At 73.1% G+C, this 13948-nt stretch carries 12 protein-coding genes; all 12 read left to right on the plus strand.

The features are described 5' to 3' along the window. Positions 1–126: 126 nt before the first annotated feature. The 12 genes from OG521_30095 (at position 127) to OG521_30150 (ending at position 13638) form a co-directional block, all read left to right on the plus strand. Complete coding sequence (locus OG521_30095; protein ID WUW24786.1) at positions 127–2238, plus strand: glycoside hydrolase family 27 protein; 2112 nt, start codon at positions 127–129, stop codon at positions 2236–2238. 161 nt (positions 2239–2399) lie between these two features. Then, positions 2400–3689 carry an extracellular solute-binding protein gene (locus tag OG521_30100; GenBank protein WUW24787.1) on the plus strand — a complete coding sequence of 430 codons (1290 nt, stop codon included), beginning with the start codon at positions 2400–2402 and terminating at the stop codon, positions 3687–3689. A 1-nt stretch (position 3690) separates the two neighbouring features. Then, positions 3691–4629: a sugar ABC transporter permease gene (locus OG521_30105; protein ID WUW24788.1), complete on the plus strand. Its 939-nt coding sequence runs from the start codon at positions 3691–3693 to the stop codon at positions 4627–4629. Continuing rightward, the gene (locus tag OG521_30110; GenBank protein ID WUW24789.1) at positions 4626–5492 is read left to right on the plus strand and encodes a carbohydrate ABC transporter permease; all 867 of its coding nucleotides are present in this window, start codon (positions 4626–4628) and stop codon (positions 5490–5492) included. The genes OG521_30105 and OG521_30110 overlap by 4 nt, the downstream gene beginning before the upstream one ends. Further along, positions 5489–7591 (plus strand): alpha-galactosidase, encoded by a 2103-nt coding sequence (locus tag OG521_30115; GenBank protein ID WUW24790.1) that lies wholly within the window; start codon positions 5489–5491, stop codon positions 7589–7591. Before OG521_30110 ends, OG521_30115 begins: the two co-directional genes overlap by 4 nt. Positions 7592–7662: 71 nt before the next feature. Further along, positions 7663–8421 (plus strand): SDR family oxidoreductase, encoded by a 759-nt coding sequence (locus OG521_30120; protein WUW24791.1) that lies wholly within the window; start codon positions 7663–7665, stop codon positions 8419–8421. A 43-nt stretch (positions 8422–8464) separates the two neighbouring features. Next, the gene (locus OG521_30125) at positions 8465–9202 is read left to right on the plus strand and encodes an FCD domain-containing protein (protein WUW24792.1); all 738 of its coding nucleotides are present in this window, start codon (positions 8465–8467) and stop codon (positions 9200–9202) included. Beyond that, entirely contained in the window at positions 9199–10344 is a 1146-nt protein-coding gene (dgoD, locus tag OG521_30130) for a galactonate dehydratase (protein WUW24793.1), read from the plus strand. Before OG521_30125 ends, dgoD begins: the two co-directional genes overlap by 4 nt. A 5-nt stretch (positions 10345–10349) precedes the next feature. Beyond that, a complete protein-coding gene (locus tag OG521_30135) occupies positions 10350–11138 on the plus strand; it encodes a hypothetical protein (protein ID WUW24794.1) in 789 nt (262 codons plus the stop codon). Positions 11139–11153: 15 nt separating this feature from the next. After that, a complete protein-coding gene (locus OG521_30140) occupies positions 11154–11795 on the plus strand; it encodes a bifunctional 4-hydroxy-2-oxoglutarate aldolase/2-dehydro-3-deoxy-phosphogluconate aldolase (protein ID WUW24795.1) in 642 nt (213 codons plus the stop codon). Further along, positions 11792–12661 (plus strand): SMP-30/gluconolactonase/LRE family protein, encoded by an 870-nt coding sequence (locus OG521_30145; protein ID WUW24796.1) that lies wholly within the window; start codon positions 11792–11794, stop codon positions 12659–12661. The genes OG521_30140 and OG521_30145 overlap by 4 nt, the downstream gene beginning before the upstream one ends. Next, complete coding sequence (locus OG521_30150) at positions 12658–13638, plus strand: sugar kinase (protein WUW24797.1); 981 nt, start codon at positions 12658–12660, stop codon at positions 13636–13638. Before OG521_30145 ends, OG521_30150 begins: the two co-directional genes overlap by 4 nt. Positions 13639–13948 lie beyond the last annotated feature (310 nt).

The raw sequence follows: 13948 nt of genomic DNA on the forward strand, positions 1-13948 counted from the left end.
AATCTTGACGGAGGGATGGGTGAGCCGTCACAGTCCTGTGCGTGGCGCCGCCCCGTGATCTCCGGAGGCCGGGCGCCGGATATCCCCAACTTCTGGGAGAATCAGTTGATTTCGCATGGTGCAAGGATGACGCCTGCCCGGCGCGCCGCGGCCGTTCTGGGTGCCGCGGTACTGGTCGCCGTGTCGGCGCCGGCCGCACACGCCGGCCAGCGGCCCGGCCCGGCCGCTCCGCCGTACTACGACAGCGGCCTCGCGCCGACCCCGTACATGGGGTGGAACACCTACTACGGCCTGGGCGCCCCCACCGAGGACCAGGTCAGGTCGGTCGCCGACCATCTGGTCAGCAGCGGCCTCAAGGACAGCGGCTACGACATCGTCTGGCTGGACGGCGGCTGGCAGGCCGACGACCCGCGGGACGACCGGGGGCGGCTGGTCGCCCACCCCGGCCGGTTCCCCTCCGGCATCCCCGCCCTGGTGGACTATCTGCACGAGCGCGGGCTGCGGGCCGGTATCTACACCGACGCCGGGACCTACGACGGCGGCAAGACCTGCGGGCTCGGCAGCCGCGGCCACTACCGCGAGGACGCCGAGCAGTTCGCCGGCTGGAAGGTCGACGCGATCAAGGTCGACTTCCTCTGCGGGATCACCGAGAAGATCGATCCCGGGCCCGCGTTCAAGGAGTTCAGCGACGCCGTCGCCAAGTCCGGCCGGCGCATGCTGCTCAATCTCTGCAACCCGCTGACCGACGACTGGGGCCTGCCGCACACCCCGGCACAGGACGCCCACAACGCCTACGTCTACGGCCCGACCACGGGCGACTCATGGCGGACCGGCACCGACATCGCCTGGGGCACCCCGACCGCCGGCCAGTGGCCGAACATCCTGCGCAGCCTGGACGCCAACGCCCGGCATCCGGAGGCTCAGGGGCCGGGTCACTACAACGACCCCGACTACCTGATCCCCACGCGCAAGCTGGCGGACGGCTCGTACGAGCTGACGCCGGAGGAGTCCACCACGCAGCTGGTGATGTGGGCCGAGATGAGCTCCCCGCTGGTCATCGGCTCGGACCCGCGCACCCTGCCGCGGGAGATGACCGACGCCCTGCGCAACCCGGAGATCATCGCGGTCGACCAGGACCCCCTGGCGATCCAGGGCGTGCGCGTCGCCACCGACGCCACCGGGGACGTCTACAGCAAGGTGCTCAAGGGCACCGGCAAGCGGGCCGTGGTGCTCCTCAACCGGTCCGACCGGGCCGCCGAGCGCACCGTGAGCTTCGCCGACGCCGGACTGGGCGGTCCGGTGGGCGTGCGGGACCTGCGGGCCAGGAAGGGCCGCGGCACGCACACCGGTTCGTACACCGTCCAGGTGCCCGCGCACGGCACCGCCTTCCTCGCGCTGAACGGCCGGGACGAGGCGCCGGGCACCTCGCTGGGCACCCGGTCCGACGCGAGTCCCGCGCTGGTGCGGGACGGCGACCGGCTGAGCGTGTTCACCCGGGGCGCCGACGGATCGCTCCAGCAGCGCGAAGGGCGCGACGGGCACTGGAACGCCCGGGCCACCGGCCTCGGCGGACCGACGCACGGCAGGATCGTGGGGGAGCCCGCCGCCTACGCCGCCGGGCGCGGCCGGATCGACGTCTTCGCCCGCGGCACCGATGACGCGGCCTACCGGATCTCGTACGCCGACGGCCGCTGGGGCCGCTGGCAGAAGCTCGGCGGCGCGCTCGCCGACACCCCGGCCGCCGCGTACGACGGATCGGGACGCTGGACCCTGTTCGCCAGGGGCACCGACGGACGGATCCACAGCCGTGACGCCGCGACCGGCTGGACGGCGTTCGACGCGCCCGGGGGAACGGCGCTGTACGGGCGCCCCTCGGCCGTCACCGACGCGGCGGGGAGCACCCATCTGGCCGTGCGGGCCGACGACGACTCGGTGCGCACCCGGGTGCGGGACGCCTCCGGCCACTGGTCGGACTGGTCCTCGCTGGGCGGCACCGTGAGCGGCAGTCCCGCGCTCGTCGCCACCGGGGGACAGGTCCGGCTCTACGTCCGCGCCGGCGACTACACCCTCTGGCAGCGCACCCACACCGCGACCGGCGGCTGGGGCGACTGGTCCCAGGAGAAGACCTTCGCCAGCGGGGCCTTCGACGGGGAACTCGCCGCCGTGGCAGGGCCCGACGGCGGAGTGCTGACGGCCTTCCGCGGTGTCGGCGGGCTCGTCCGGCAGGGCTCGGTCTGAGTGTGGACGCTGCCTGATCAGGGGCCGCGGACCACATAAGAATAAATAAATTAGTAATTAATCTTGACGGTGGCTCACTCGCCCCGTCAGTCTGTATCAGCCGAACGAGGGCCCGGCCGTCAGGGGGCCGGGCCCCGTTCCGTGGGCGCACAGGGAGTCCCATGAACACCACAGCAAAGAGCCGCCGTACCTTCCTCGCCGGTGCCGCGGCCGTCGGCGCCGCCGCGGTGACGAGCGGCTGCGTCGCCTCCTCGTCCAGCGGCGGGAAGGGGAGTTCGGGGGGTGCGGTCACCCTGCAGTCCAACCTCTCCGCACCGCAGGCGAAGTCCGCGATGAAGGAGGTCGTCGACGCCTTCAACAAGAAGGGCGGCGCGACGGGCTCGCTCAACACCGTCGCCTCGGAGACCTTCCGCACCCAGCTGCCGACCTACCTCACCTCGGCCAACCCGCCGGACCTCTACACCTGGTACCCCGGATCCGTCGCGGAGTCGTACGCCAAGAAGGACCTGCTGCTCGACGTCAGCGACATCTGGCAGAAGCCTGAACTGGCCGGCTACTCCGACGCGCAGAAGAAGCTCTGCACCGACTCGGCCGGCAAGAAGGTCTTCGTCCCGACCACCTACTACTGGTGGGGCGTCTTCTACCGGAAGTCCCACTTCGCCAAGTGGGGTGTGAAGGAGCCGAAGACCTGGGACGAGTTCCTCGACCTGTGCGACAAGCTCAAGAGCAAGGGCGTCGCCCCGATCGGCCTCGGCGCCGGCGGCAACACCCCATGGGTCGCCTCCTCCTGGTTCGACTACCTCAACATCCGGATCAACGGCGCGGCCTACCACCGCGACCTGCTCGCCGGAAAGCACCGCTTCGACGACCCCGAGGTCCGCAAGGTCTTCGACCGGTGGAGCGAGGCACTGCCCTACTTCGACCCCAACTCGACCGCGCTGCCCTTCCAGGACGCGACGACCGCGCTGCTCCAGGGCCGCACCGGCATGATGCTCATCGGCACCTTCTTCGCCGACGCCACGCCCAAGGAGCAGCTCGGCGACATCGACTTCTTCCGCTTCCCGGTCATCGACCCGAAGGTCCCGCTCGCCGAAGAGGCCCCGACCGACGGCTACTTCGCCAGCGCCCGGACCGGCCGCAAGGACGAGACCAAGGAACTCCTGCGCTACCTCGCCACCGCCGAGGCCCAGGAGATCTACCTCAAGGGCTCCTCCGGCACCTCGCTGCCCACCCACCCGGACGCGAAGGACAGCGGAACCCCGCTCGTCATCAAGGGCCGCAAGCTGATCGAGAGCGCCGCGGACATCACGCAGTTCTTCAACCGCGACTCCAGCGACGCCCTCGCACCCACCGCCGACACCGCACTCACCCGCTTCCTGGCCAAGCCCAAGGAGATCGGCTCGATCCTCACCACGTGGCAGCGGGACGCGCAGAAGATCTGGAGCCAGTGACATGGCGGTACTCACCGCACCCCGGAAGGAGACCCGGGAGCACACCGGGCACCGGCCCCCGGCCCGCAAGCGGGCCACCCGGGTCCCGCCCGTCGTCCTCGCCTTCGTCCTCGTACCGCTGCTCGCCGAGGCCTTCTGGGTGTTCTGGCCGGCGCTCCAGGGCTTCTACCTCGCCTTCACCAAGTGGGACGGGGTCTCCGCCCCGGAGTTCATCGGACTCGGCAACTTCCGCGAGATGTTCGGCGACGCGGTCTTCCGGACCGCCGCCCTGGACACCGTGATCTGGCTGCTGCTCTTCGGCGGCCTCTCCGCCGCCCTCGGCCTCGGCGCGGCCCTGCTGCTCCAGCAGGAACGCCGCGGCGTCGGCTTCTACCGTGCCGCGCTCTTCCTGCCCGTGGTGTTCTCGCTGGTGGCCACCGCGCTGGTCTGGCAGGCGATGTACCAGCCCGACGGGCTGATCAACAAGACCCTCGAAGCGGTCGGGCTCTCCGGCCTCACCCACGCCTGGCTCGCCGACCAGGACACCGCCCTGTACGCCGTGATCGTGCCCGCGCTGTGGCGCCAGATCGGCTACGTGATGGTGCTGTACCTCGCCGGCCTCAAGGGCATCGACCCGGTGCTCTACGAGGCGGCGAAGGTGGACGGCGCCACCCGCTGGCAGCAGTTCCGCCACATCACGCTCCCGCAGCTCAGCAGCGTCAACGCCGTCGTCCTGTCGGTGATCGTCATCGACTCGCTGCGCTCCTTCGACGTGGTGTGGGCGCTCACCCGCGGCGGCCCGTACCACTCCTCCGAACTCCTCAGCACCTACATGTACTCCACCGCCTTCCAGTCGCTGCGACTCGGCTACGGCTCCGCCCTCGCGGTCGTGATCTTCCTGCTCGCCTTCGGGGTGATCGCGTCCTACCTCGTCCGCGCCTTCCGGGAGGCCGACGCATGACCGCCACCCACACCCCGACCCCGCGCACCGGACCGGGACGGCGACGGATCTGGGGCACCGCCGGCTTCCACGCCAGTGCCGGACTGCTCGCGGTGCTCTGGCTGCTGCCCATCGCGCTGGTCCTCGTCACCAGCGTCCGGTCCTTCGACGACGTCGCCGCCCACGGAGTCGGCAGCCTGCCGCACTCCTTCACCCTGGACGGCTTCCGCCAGGCCTGGGTGGACGGCGGCCAGCAGCGCGCACTGATCAACAGCCTGCTCGTCACCATCCCGTCGGTGCTGCTGTCGCTGCTGCTCGCCTCGACGGCCGCGTTCGCGCTCAGCCGCTACGACGTACCGCTGCGCCGCACGCTCCTGCTGCTCATGCTCGGCGGCAACCTGCTGCCCCCGCAGATCCTGCTGGTCCCGGTCTCCAAACTCAGCGAACTGCTGGGCCTGTACGACTCGCTGTACGCCCTCATCGGCGTCCAGGTCGGCTTCGGCATCGGCTTCTACGTCTTCGTGCTGCACGGCTTCATGCGGTCCATCCCGCCGGAGATCCAGCAGGCCGCCGTCATCGACGGCGCCGGCCCCTGGCAGATCTACACCCGGATCATCCTGCCGCTCGCCAAGCCCGCCATGGCCGCGCTCAGCGCCCTGTCGTTCACCTGGATCTTCAACGACCTGCTGTGGGCCATCACCGTGCTGCGCACCGACACCCGGATGCCCATCACCGCCTCGCTCATCGGACTCCAGGGCCAGTACGTCTCCATGTGGAACGTCATCGCGGCCGGTTCCGTCATCGCCGCGGCCCCGACCGTCATCGTCTTCCTCAAGTTCCAGCGCCACTTCGTGGCCGGCCTCAATCTGGGAGCAGTCAAGTGACCCCGCACGACCGGTGGCTGCTGCGCACCGAGAACACCACCTACGCGGTACGGATCGCCGGCGAGGGCCGCTGGGCCGAGCTCACCGCCTGGGGCCCGCACGGCGTCGAGACGGGCGAGTCGCCCTTCGCGCACCCGCACCGCACCCACTTCATCACCCCCGCCGACGCCGCCCCCGCGGAGTACCTGCCGTACGGGATGCGCCCCTTCACCGGCGCCGAACTCGTCGCCGGCCGCCACGGCCAGGACCGCGGCACCTGGTGGACCTTCGACTCCGCCACCGCCGACGGCGACCACGCCCTGCGCCTCGCCTTCACCGACGAGCTGCAGGGACTGCGCGCGGTCCTCTGCTACGAGACCGTGCCCGGCACCGACGTGATCCTGCGCTGGACCGAGCTGAGCTGCACCGGCGACGGGGAACTGCGGCTGGAACGCATCCACTCCGCGGCCGTCACCGTCCCCGTCACCGACGGAGCCCGGCTCACCTACCTCACCGGCCAGTGGTGCCAGGAGTTCACCCGCACCCAGCTCGAACTGAACCGCGGCCGCTTCGAGATGGCCTCCACCCAGGGCGTCCCCGGCCACGCCTACGTGCCCTGGCTCGCCGTCCAGGACGCCGCCGCCCCGGACGGCCACGACACCCCGACGTACGGCGTCGCGCTGGAGTGGTCCGGCAACTGGCACCTGACCGCCGACGCCGAACCCGGCGGCGCGGTACGGATCGCGGCCGGGCGGGTGCCCCACGAGGGCGCCGTCCGGCTCACCCCGGGCGACACCCTCACCACCCCCCGGCTGGCCTGCGCGTTCAGCCCGGACGGCCTCGACGGCCTGGCCCGGGTCTGGCACCGCTACGAGCGCCGGCTGAGCGGCGGCCGGATGGACCGCACCCGCAAGGTCCTCTACAACTCCTGGGAGGCGACCGGTTTCGACGTCGACGCCGCCGCCCAGCTCGAACTCGCCCGGATCGCCGCCGGCATGGGCGCCGAACTGTTCGTCGTCGACGACGGCTGGTTCACCGGACGGCACGACGAGAAGGGCGGACTGGGCGACTGGCACCCCGACCCGGCGAACTTCCCCGACGGCTTCGACCACTTCATCGACGAGGTCCGCGCCACCGGAATGGACTTCGGCCTCTGGGTCGAACCCGAGTCGGTCAGCCCGGCGTCCGCGCTCTACGCCGAACACCCCGACTGGGTCTACCGGATCGACGGCCGCCCCGCCACGCTCGTGCGCGAGCAGCTGCTCCTCGACCTCGGCCGCCGGGACGTCCAGGACTTCGTCATCGCCACCTTCGACCGGCTGCTCGGCGACCACGCCATCAGCTATCTCAAGTGGGACATGAACCGCCCGCCCACCGAACGCGGCCGGCCCGGCGCAGGACCCGCCGGGGCACAGGACCTGGACGCCGGGCACGTCGCCGGATACCTGCGCGTCCTCGACCACCTGCGCGACCACCACCCGCACGTCACCGTCGAGGGCTGCGCCGGAGGCGGCGGCCGCATCGAGCACGCCACCCTCGCCCGCACCGACGTGATGTGGCCCAGCGACAACACCGCCCCGCTGGACCGTCTCGCCATCCAGTTCGGCTATCTGCACGCGCACGCCCCGCACACCATGAGCTCCTGGGTCACCGACGCACCCGGCGTCTTCGACCCGCGCCCCCGCTCCCTGGCCTTCCGCTTCGTCACCGCCATGGCCGGGGTCCTGGGCATCGGCGCCGACATCCGCACCTGGTCCGCCGAGCAGCGCGCCGAGGCGGCCGTCTGGGTGAACCGCTACAAGGAGATCCGCGACGTCGTCCACCACGGCGAGGTCCACCTCCTCGGCACCCCCGCCGACGCCACCTGCGGAGTCCAGTACGTGGAACACGGCGGCGCCCGGATCGCCGTCACCGCCTGGAACACCGGCCGCCTGGACGGGGCGCCGCTCGTCCCGGGACGCCCCGCCCGGCTGCGCCTGCGCGGCCTGGACCCGGCCGCCCGCTACACCGACCAGCAGACCGGGGCCGTCCACAGCGGCGCCCATCTGCGGCACTACGGACTGCCGTTCGCCTGGACCGCCCGGTACGACGCCGAACTCACCGTCCTGATCCGGCAGTAGCCCGCCCGCCCGACGCACCGTCACTAGAGTCGCCGAGAACACGCACGAACCCCGAGGAGTCGAGCCGCCCCATGAACGGAAACCCCCGCTTCGCCGACAAGGTGGCCGTGGTCACCGGAGCCGCCTCGGGCATCGGCGCGGCCACCGCGGAACGCCTCGCCGCCGAGGGCGCCGCGGTGATCCTCGCGGACATCGCACCGGACCCCGGCGAGCGTGTCGCCGCCGGCATCCGCGCCGACGGTGGCCGGGCCCTCTTCGTGCGTACGGACGTCTCCGACGAGGCCGACTGGCAGCGGGCCGTGGACGCGGCGCACACCTTCGGACCCGTCGGCGTCCTGGTGAGCAACGCCTACACGGTCGACGTCACCCCCGCCCACGAGATGACCGTGGCCTCCTGGGAGCGGCAGCTCGCGGTGAACCTCACCGGCGCCTTCCTCGGCTTCCGGGCGGTCCTGCCCGACCTGCGCGCACAGCGCGGCGCCGCCGTCCTCACCTCCTCGGTCCACGCCCACAAGGGCATCCCCGGACACCCCGCCTACGCGGCCTCCAAGGGTGCGCTGCTCTCCCTGTGCGGACAGCTCGCGGTGGAGTACGGGCCCGAGGTGCGGGTCAACGCCGTGCTGCCCGGACCCATCCTGACCGCGGCCTGGGACCGGGTGGGGGAGGAGGACCGGCGCCAGAGCGTCGCCGAGACGGCCGCCGGCCGCTTCGGCACCCCCGAGGAGGCGGCCGCGGCCATCGCCTTCCTCGCCGCCGACGAGGCGTCCTACATCACCGGATCGAGCCTGCTCGTCGACGGCGGCTGGTCCGTCGTCAAGTCCTCGGCCTGACCGCCGCCCCAGCCCCCATCGCACAGCAGAAAGGCACACAGACATGACGCCATACGCGCGCCGCGGAGTGCACGGCCAGACCGTGGAGACTCTCGCGCGCCGGGTCCTGAGCGGCGAGATCCCCGAAGGGGCGACGCTCGACCTCGTGGCGCTCCAGGGCGAGCTCGACGTCAGCCTGACCGCCCTGCGGGAGTCCCTGAAGGTCCTCGCGGCCAAGGGGATCGTCGACGCGCGCCAGAAGCGCGGCACCTTCGTCAGGGCCCGCGCGGACTGGAATCTGCTCGACGCGGACGTACTGCGCTGGCAGTTCGCCGGCGGCACCGGCGCCGACCTGGCACTGCTGCGCAACCTCGGCGAGGTCCGCGGCATCATCGAGCCGGCCGCCGTCCGGCTCGCCGCCGCCCGGCGCACCGAGGAGGACCTGGTCACCCTGGAAGCCGCCATCACCGCGATGGGCGAGCAGGAGGGCGGCGCGGCCCACGCGGTCGAGGCCGACCTCGCCTTCCACCGCGCACTCCTCGCCGCCACCCACAACGAACTGCTGGAACGCATGGAGATGGTCATCGAGTCCGGCCTCGCCCACCGCGACGAGATCGTGCACAGCTCCCAGCACGGCGAGGACCCCGTACCCAGCCACCGGGCCGTCCTCGACGCCGTGCGCGACCGGGACCCGGACGCCGCGGAACACGCCATGCGGGCCCTGCTCGACCAGGCCGTACGCGACCTCGACCGGGTGCACGGCACCGGAGCGGCCACCGACGAGGGGAACGCGGACCGGTGAAGATCACCCGTATCGAGACCTTCCTCGTACCGCCGCGCTGGCTGTTCTGCCGGATCGAGACCGACGAGGGCGTCGTCGGCTGGGGCGAACCCGTCGTCGAGGGCCGCGCCGAAGTGGTCCGGGCCGCCGTCGACGTCCTCGCCGAATACCTCATCGGCCAGGACCCGCTGCGCATCCAGGACCACTGGCAGGTCCTCAGCAAGGGCGGCTTCTACCGCGGCGGGCCGGTCCTCTCCAGTGCCGTCGCCGGAATCGACCAGGCGCTGTGGGACATCGCCGGGAAGACTTACGGCGCCCCCGTGCACGCCCTGCTCGGCGGCCCCGTGCGCGACCGGGTCCGCGTCTACGCCTGGGTCGGCGGCGACGAACCCGCCCGGCTCACCGAGGAGATCACCGCCCAGGTCGAGGCCGGCTTCACCGCCGTCAAGATGAACGCGGCGGGCCGCACCGCCCCCCTGGACACCCCCGCCGAGACCGCCGCCGTCGTCGAACGGGTCGCCGCCGCCCGCGAGGCGCTCGGACCCGGCCGCGACGTCGCCATCGACATGCACGGCCGGTTCGGCCCGGCCGGGGCCCGCCGGGTCCTCCAGGCCATCGAACCGCTGCACCCGCTCTTCGTGGAGGAACCCCTCCTGCCCGAGCTGGGCCACCTGCTGCCCGCCCTCGTCGGCGCCACCTCCGTCCCCATCGCCACCGGCGAACGGCTCTACGGACGCGCCGACTTCCTGCCCGCGCTGACGGCCGGGATCGCGGTCGCCCAGCCGGACCTCTCGCACGCCGGAGGCATCTCCGAGGTCCACCGCATCGGCTCGCTCGCCGAGACCTACGGGGTGCAGCTCGCCCCGCACTGCCCCCTCGGCCCGATCGCCCTCGCCGCCAGCCTCCAGATCGCCTTCGCCACCCCGAACTTCCTCATCCAGGAACAGAGCCGCGGCATCCACTACAACAAGGACGCCGACCTGCTCAGCTACGTCGTCGACACCGAACCCTTCCGCTTCGAGGACGGGCACGCCCGGCGCGGCGTCCTGCCGGGGCTGGGCATCACCGTCGACGAGAACGCCGTACGCGCGGCCGACCGGACCGGACACGCCTGGCGCAACCCGGTGTGGCGGCACGACGACGGCTCCTTCGCCGAGTGGTGAGCGCCATGGCCCCCCTGCGGATCGGGACCGACCCGGTACACGGCGGCCGGTGGACCTCCCTGTACGCGGCCGGACGCGAATGGCTCTGGCAGCGTCCGGAGCCGCGCCGCGCCGGTGTCCGTCCCGGCGACGCGTTCGCGGACGCCGGGGGTCTGGAGGAGTGCGTACCGACCGTGCGCGGCACCCCCGACCACGGCGACGCCTGGGCCCGGCCCTGGCAGCGGGGGGCCGACGGCACCGAGTCCGTCGACTGCCCCGACTTCCGGCTCGGCCGGCTGATCCGGACCGACGGGCACCGGGCGGTGGCCGACTACCGGCTCACGGCCGCACCCGGTTACCGTTTCCTGTGGGCCGCCCACGCCCTGCTCGACCTCGCTCCGGGTGCCCGCATCGGAATCCCGGACGGCACCCCGGTCCGCCGCTACCCGGACGGCGGCGCGGACTGGACGCCCTGCTCCTGGCCCGCCGGCCTCGACCGGCTCGGCCCGGACGACGGCACCGCCGTCGGCGCGGTCGTCGAGACCCGGCAGGTGAGTGTCCACGATGGAACAGCCGTGCTGCGGATGACCGTGGAGGCCGAGGGGCAGCCGGTGTCCGTCGCCCTGTGGCGCAACCTCGGGGGCTTCCCCGAGCAGGAGCCGTACCGCTCGGTCGGGGTCGAACCGATGCTGGGCCGGGTCTTCGGCCTGGCGGCCGCCGGCGAGGGCGACGCCGCTGTCGTCCCGGCCGGCGGCGAGGTCCGCTGGCGCCTCACCGTGACCGCGGACACCACAACCGCCGTACAGAACCGATAGGAAGGAAACCCGCACGTGGAGTTGCTGACCGAGCTGCGCACCCACCGGATCGTCGCCATCGTGCGCGGCGACGACGCGGACGCCGCACTCAGGACCGTACTCACCCTGGCCGAGGAGGGACTGCCCCTCATCGAGGTCTCCCTCAGCGGCAAGGACGCGCTCGACGTCATCCGCCGGGCCCGCGCCGCACTCGGACCGTCCGCACCCCTCGGCGCCGGCACCGTCCTGACCGCAGGGGACGCGGCCGCGGTGCACGAGGCGGGGGCCGACTTCGTCGTCACCCCGGCCGTCTGCGAAGGCGTCACCGAGGCGAAACGGCTCGGGCTGCCCGTGCTGGCCGGCGTGATGACGCCGAGCGACATCGTCGCCGCGCGGCGGCTCGGCGCCGACGCGTACAAACTCTTCCCGGCCGCGCAGGCCGGCGGCCCGGGCTATCTGAAGGCGCTGCGGGGACCGTTCCCGGACCTGCCGTTCGTACCGGTCGGGGGAGTGGACGACGGGGCGGCCCGCGACTACCTCGCCCTGGGCGCGACCGCCGTGGGCGTCGGCTCCCCGCTGATCGGCGACGCGGCCGACGGCGGCAGCACCGACGCGCTGCGGGCACGCACCCGGGCCTTCCTCGACGCCGTGCGCCTCCCCGCGGACAGCGGACGATGACCGCCGGCACACCGGCCGTGCGGTGGGCCGACCGGCTCGGGCTCGGCGAGGGCATCCGCGCGGTCGACGGCCGCATCGTCCTCGTCGACATCCTCACCGGACGGCTGCTGTCCGGCCCCGGCGACGGCACGGCCCCGCTCACCGAACTGGCCCGGCTCGACACCCCCCTGGGTGCCGTCGCCCCGGTCCACGACCGCCCCGGCCACTGGATCGCCGCCGCCGGAACGGGCGTCTGCCTGATCGCCCCGGACGGCAGCCCCGAGTGGCTCGCCCGCCCCGAGGACGGGGCCGCCACGGCGATGCGGATGAACGACGCCACCGCCGATCCGCAGGGCCGGTTCTGGGCGGGCAGCATGTCCTACGACGCGGACGAGGGCGCGGGCTCCCTCTACCGGACGGGCCACGACGGCTCCGTGACCCGGGTGCTGGACGGCCTGACCGTGCCCAACGGCCCGGCGTTCACGGCGGACGGCACCGTGATGTACCTCGCCGACAGCGCGAAGGGCGTCATCCGCCGCTACCCGGTGGACCCGGCCGGCGGTCTGCCGGGGGCGCCGGACACCTTCGCCTCGTTCGGCGAGGGCAGCCCGGACGGTATGACGGTCGACGACGAGGGCGCCCTGTGGACCGCGGTCTGGGGCACCGGCACCGTCCACCGCTACCGCGCCGACGGAACGCCCGACCGGCAGATCCGGCTCCCCGCATCGCAGCCCGCCGGGCTCTGCCTCGACGGGGACACCCTGTACATCACCAGCGCCCGGCACGGACTGGCCGCACCCGGACCGCTGGACGGCGCGGTGTTCGCCGTGCGCGTCGAGGTGCCGGGCCCGCCGGCCGCCGCCTACCGGCAGGGGAGTGCCGCATGACCGCGACCGCCCGGCCCCCGGTCACCTGCATCGGCGAGACCATGGCCGCACTGGTGCCGGAACCGGCCGCCCCGCTGGAGGGGTCCGACCGGCTCGGGGTACGGATCGCAGGCGCCGAGTCCAACGTGGCGGTGTACCTCGCCGACCACGGGATCCCCGCCCGCTGGGTCTCCGCCCTCGGCGACGACCCGTTCGGCCGCCGCATCCGCGGTGAGGTCGCCGCGTCCGGTGTCGACGTCAGCGGGGTGCGCACCGACCCGCACCGCCCGACCGGGCTCCTCGTCAAGGACCCCGGCCCCGACGGCACCCGGGTGCACTACTACCGCCGCGGCTCCGCCGCCTCGGCGCTGACCCCGGAGCTGCTGGAGGACGAGGCCGTGCGCACCGCCGGGCTCATCCACCTCAGCGGCATCACCCCGGCCCTCTCGGCGAGCTGCCACGAGCTGGTCGCCGCGCTGCTGGAACCCCCGGCGGACGAACGGCCCTGCCCCGTCAGCTTCGACGTCAACCACCGGCCCGCCCTCTGGCCGGAGGGCACGGCCGCGACCGTGCTGCTCGGCTTCGCGCGGCGGGCGGACATCACCTTCGTCGGCCTGGACGAGGCCCAGGCCCTGTGGGGCGGGCACCTGGCCGACGCGGCCGCCGTGCGCGAGCTGCTGCCCGGGCCCCGCGTCCTCGTGGTCAAGGACGGCGGCCGGGCGGCCACCGCGTTCGACGGCGACCGGGTCCACACGGTGCCCGCGCCCCGGGTCGGGGTCGTCGAACCGGTGGGCGCCGGTGACGCGTTCGCCGCCGGGTACCTCGCCGGGCTGCTGCGCGGCGAGGACACCGTACGGGCGCTGCGGCTCGGACACCTCACCGCGGGCGCCGCGCTGCGGGTCACCGGTGACCACGGACCGCTGCCGGACCGGGACCGGCTGGCCGCGCTGCTGGACGCGGGGGCGGCCGAATGGGCCGCGGGAACGGACGGGAGGTGAAGACGACGGGGGCTGCCGGGTAACCGCCACGTTGCGAACTCTTTACAAGCGCTCGGCAATCGATCTTTAATGGGGCACACGGCGCAGCCGGTACCGGACGGTCCCCCAGGACCCCGGCCCCCACCCGCGGATCGCCGTGCCACAGCTTCATCGTCCGGCGGTCGGCGGCCCTCACCGGGGCCCGGCCGGCGCCGGCCGGGCCGACGGGCCCACTCCCTCCCACCCTTTGACCTCAGGGCCTGCCCCTGGAGTCTGACAACGTTGTCATTCAGTCTTCAGTCCTCGTCCCATTCCTTCAGCCAGGAGGCCG

The organism is Streptomyces sp. NBC_01463, from assembly GCA_036227345.1.
GTDB lineage: Bacteria > Actinomycetota > Actinomycetes > Streptomycetales > Streptomycetaceae > Streptomyces.

Excerpts from the sequence above, each read along its gene's own strand:
- OG521_30095 (WUW24786.1), top strand. The coding sequence starts at position 127 with ATGACGCCTGCCCGGCGCGCCGCGGCCGTTCTGGGTGCCGCGGTACTG.
- OG521_30100 (WUW24787.1), top strand. The coding sequence starts at position 2,400 with ATGAACACCACAGCAAAGAGCCGCCGTACCTTCCTCGCCGGTGCCGCG.
- OG521_30105 (WUW24788.1), top strand. The coding sequence starts at position 3,691 with ATGGCGGTACTCACCGCACCCCGGAAGGAGACCCGGGAGCACACCGGG.
- OG521_30110 (WUW24789.1), top strand. The coding sequence starts at position 4,626 with ATGACCGCCACCCACACCCCGACCCCGCGCACCGGACCGGGACGGCGA.
- OG521_30120 (WUW24791.1), top strand. The coding sequence starts at position 7,663 with ATGAACGGAAACCCCCGCTTCGCCGACAAGGTGGCCGTGGTCACCGGA.
- OG521_30125 (WUW24792.1), top strand. The coding sequence starts at position 8,465 with ATGACGCCATACGCGCGCCGCGGAGTGCACGGCCAGACCGTGGAGACT.
- OG521_30135 (WUW24794.1), top strand. The coding sequence starts at position 10,350 with ATGGCCCCCCTGCGGATCGGGACCGACCCGGTACACGGCGGCCGGTGG.
- OG521_30145 (WUW24796.1), top strand. The coding sequence starts at position 11,792 with ATGACCGCCGGCACACCGGCCGTGCGGTGGGCCGACCGGCTCGGGCTC.
- OG521_30150 (WUW24797.1), top strand. The coding sequence starts at position 12,658 with ATGACCGCGACCGCCCGGCCCCCGGTCACCTGCATCGGCGAGACCATG.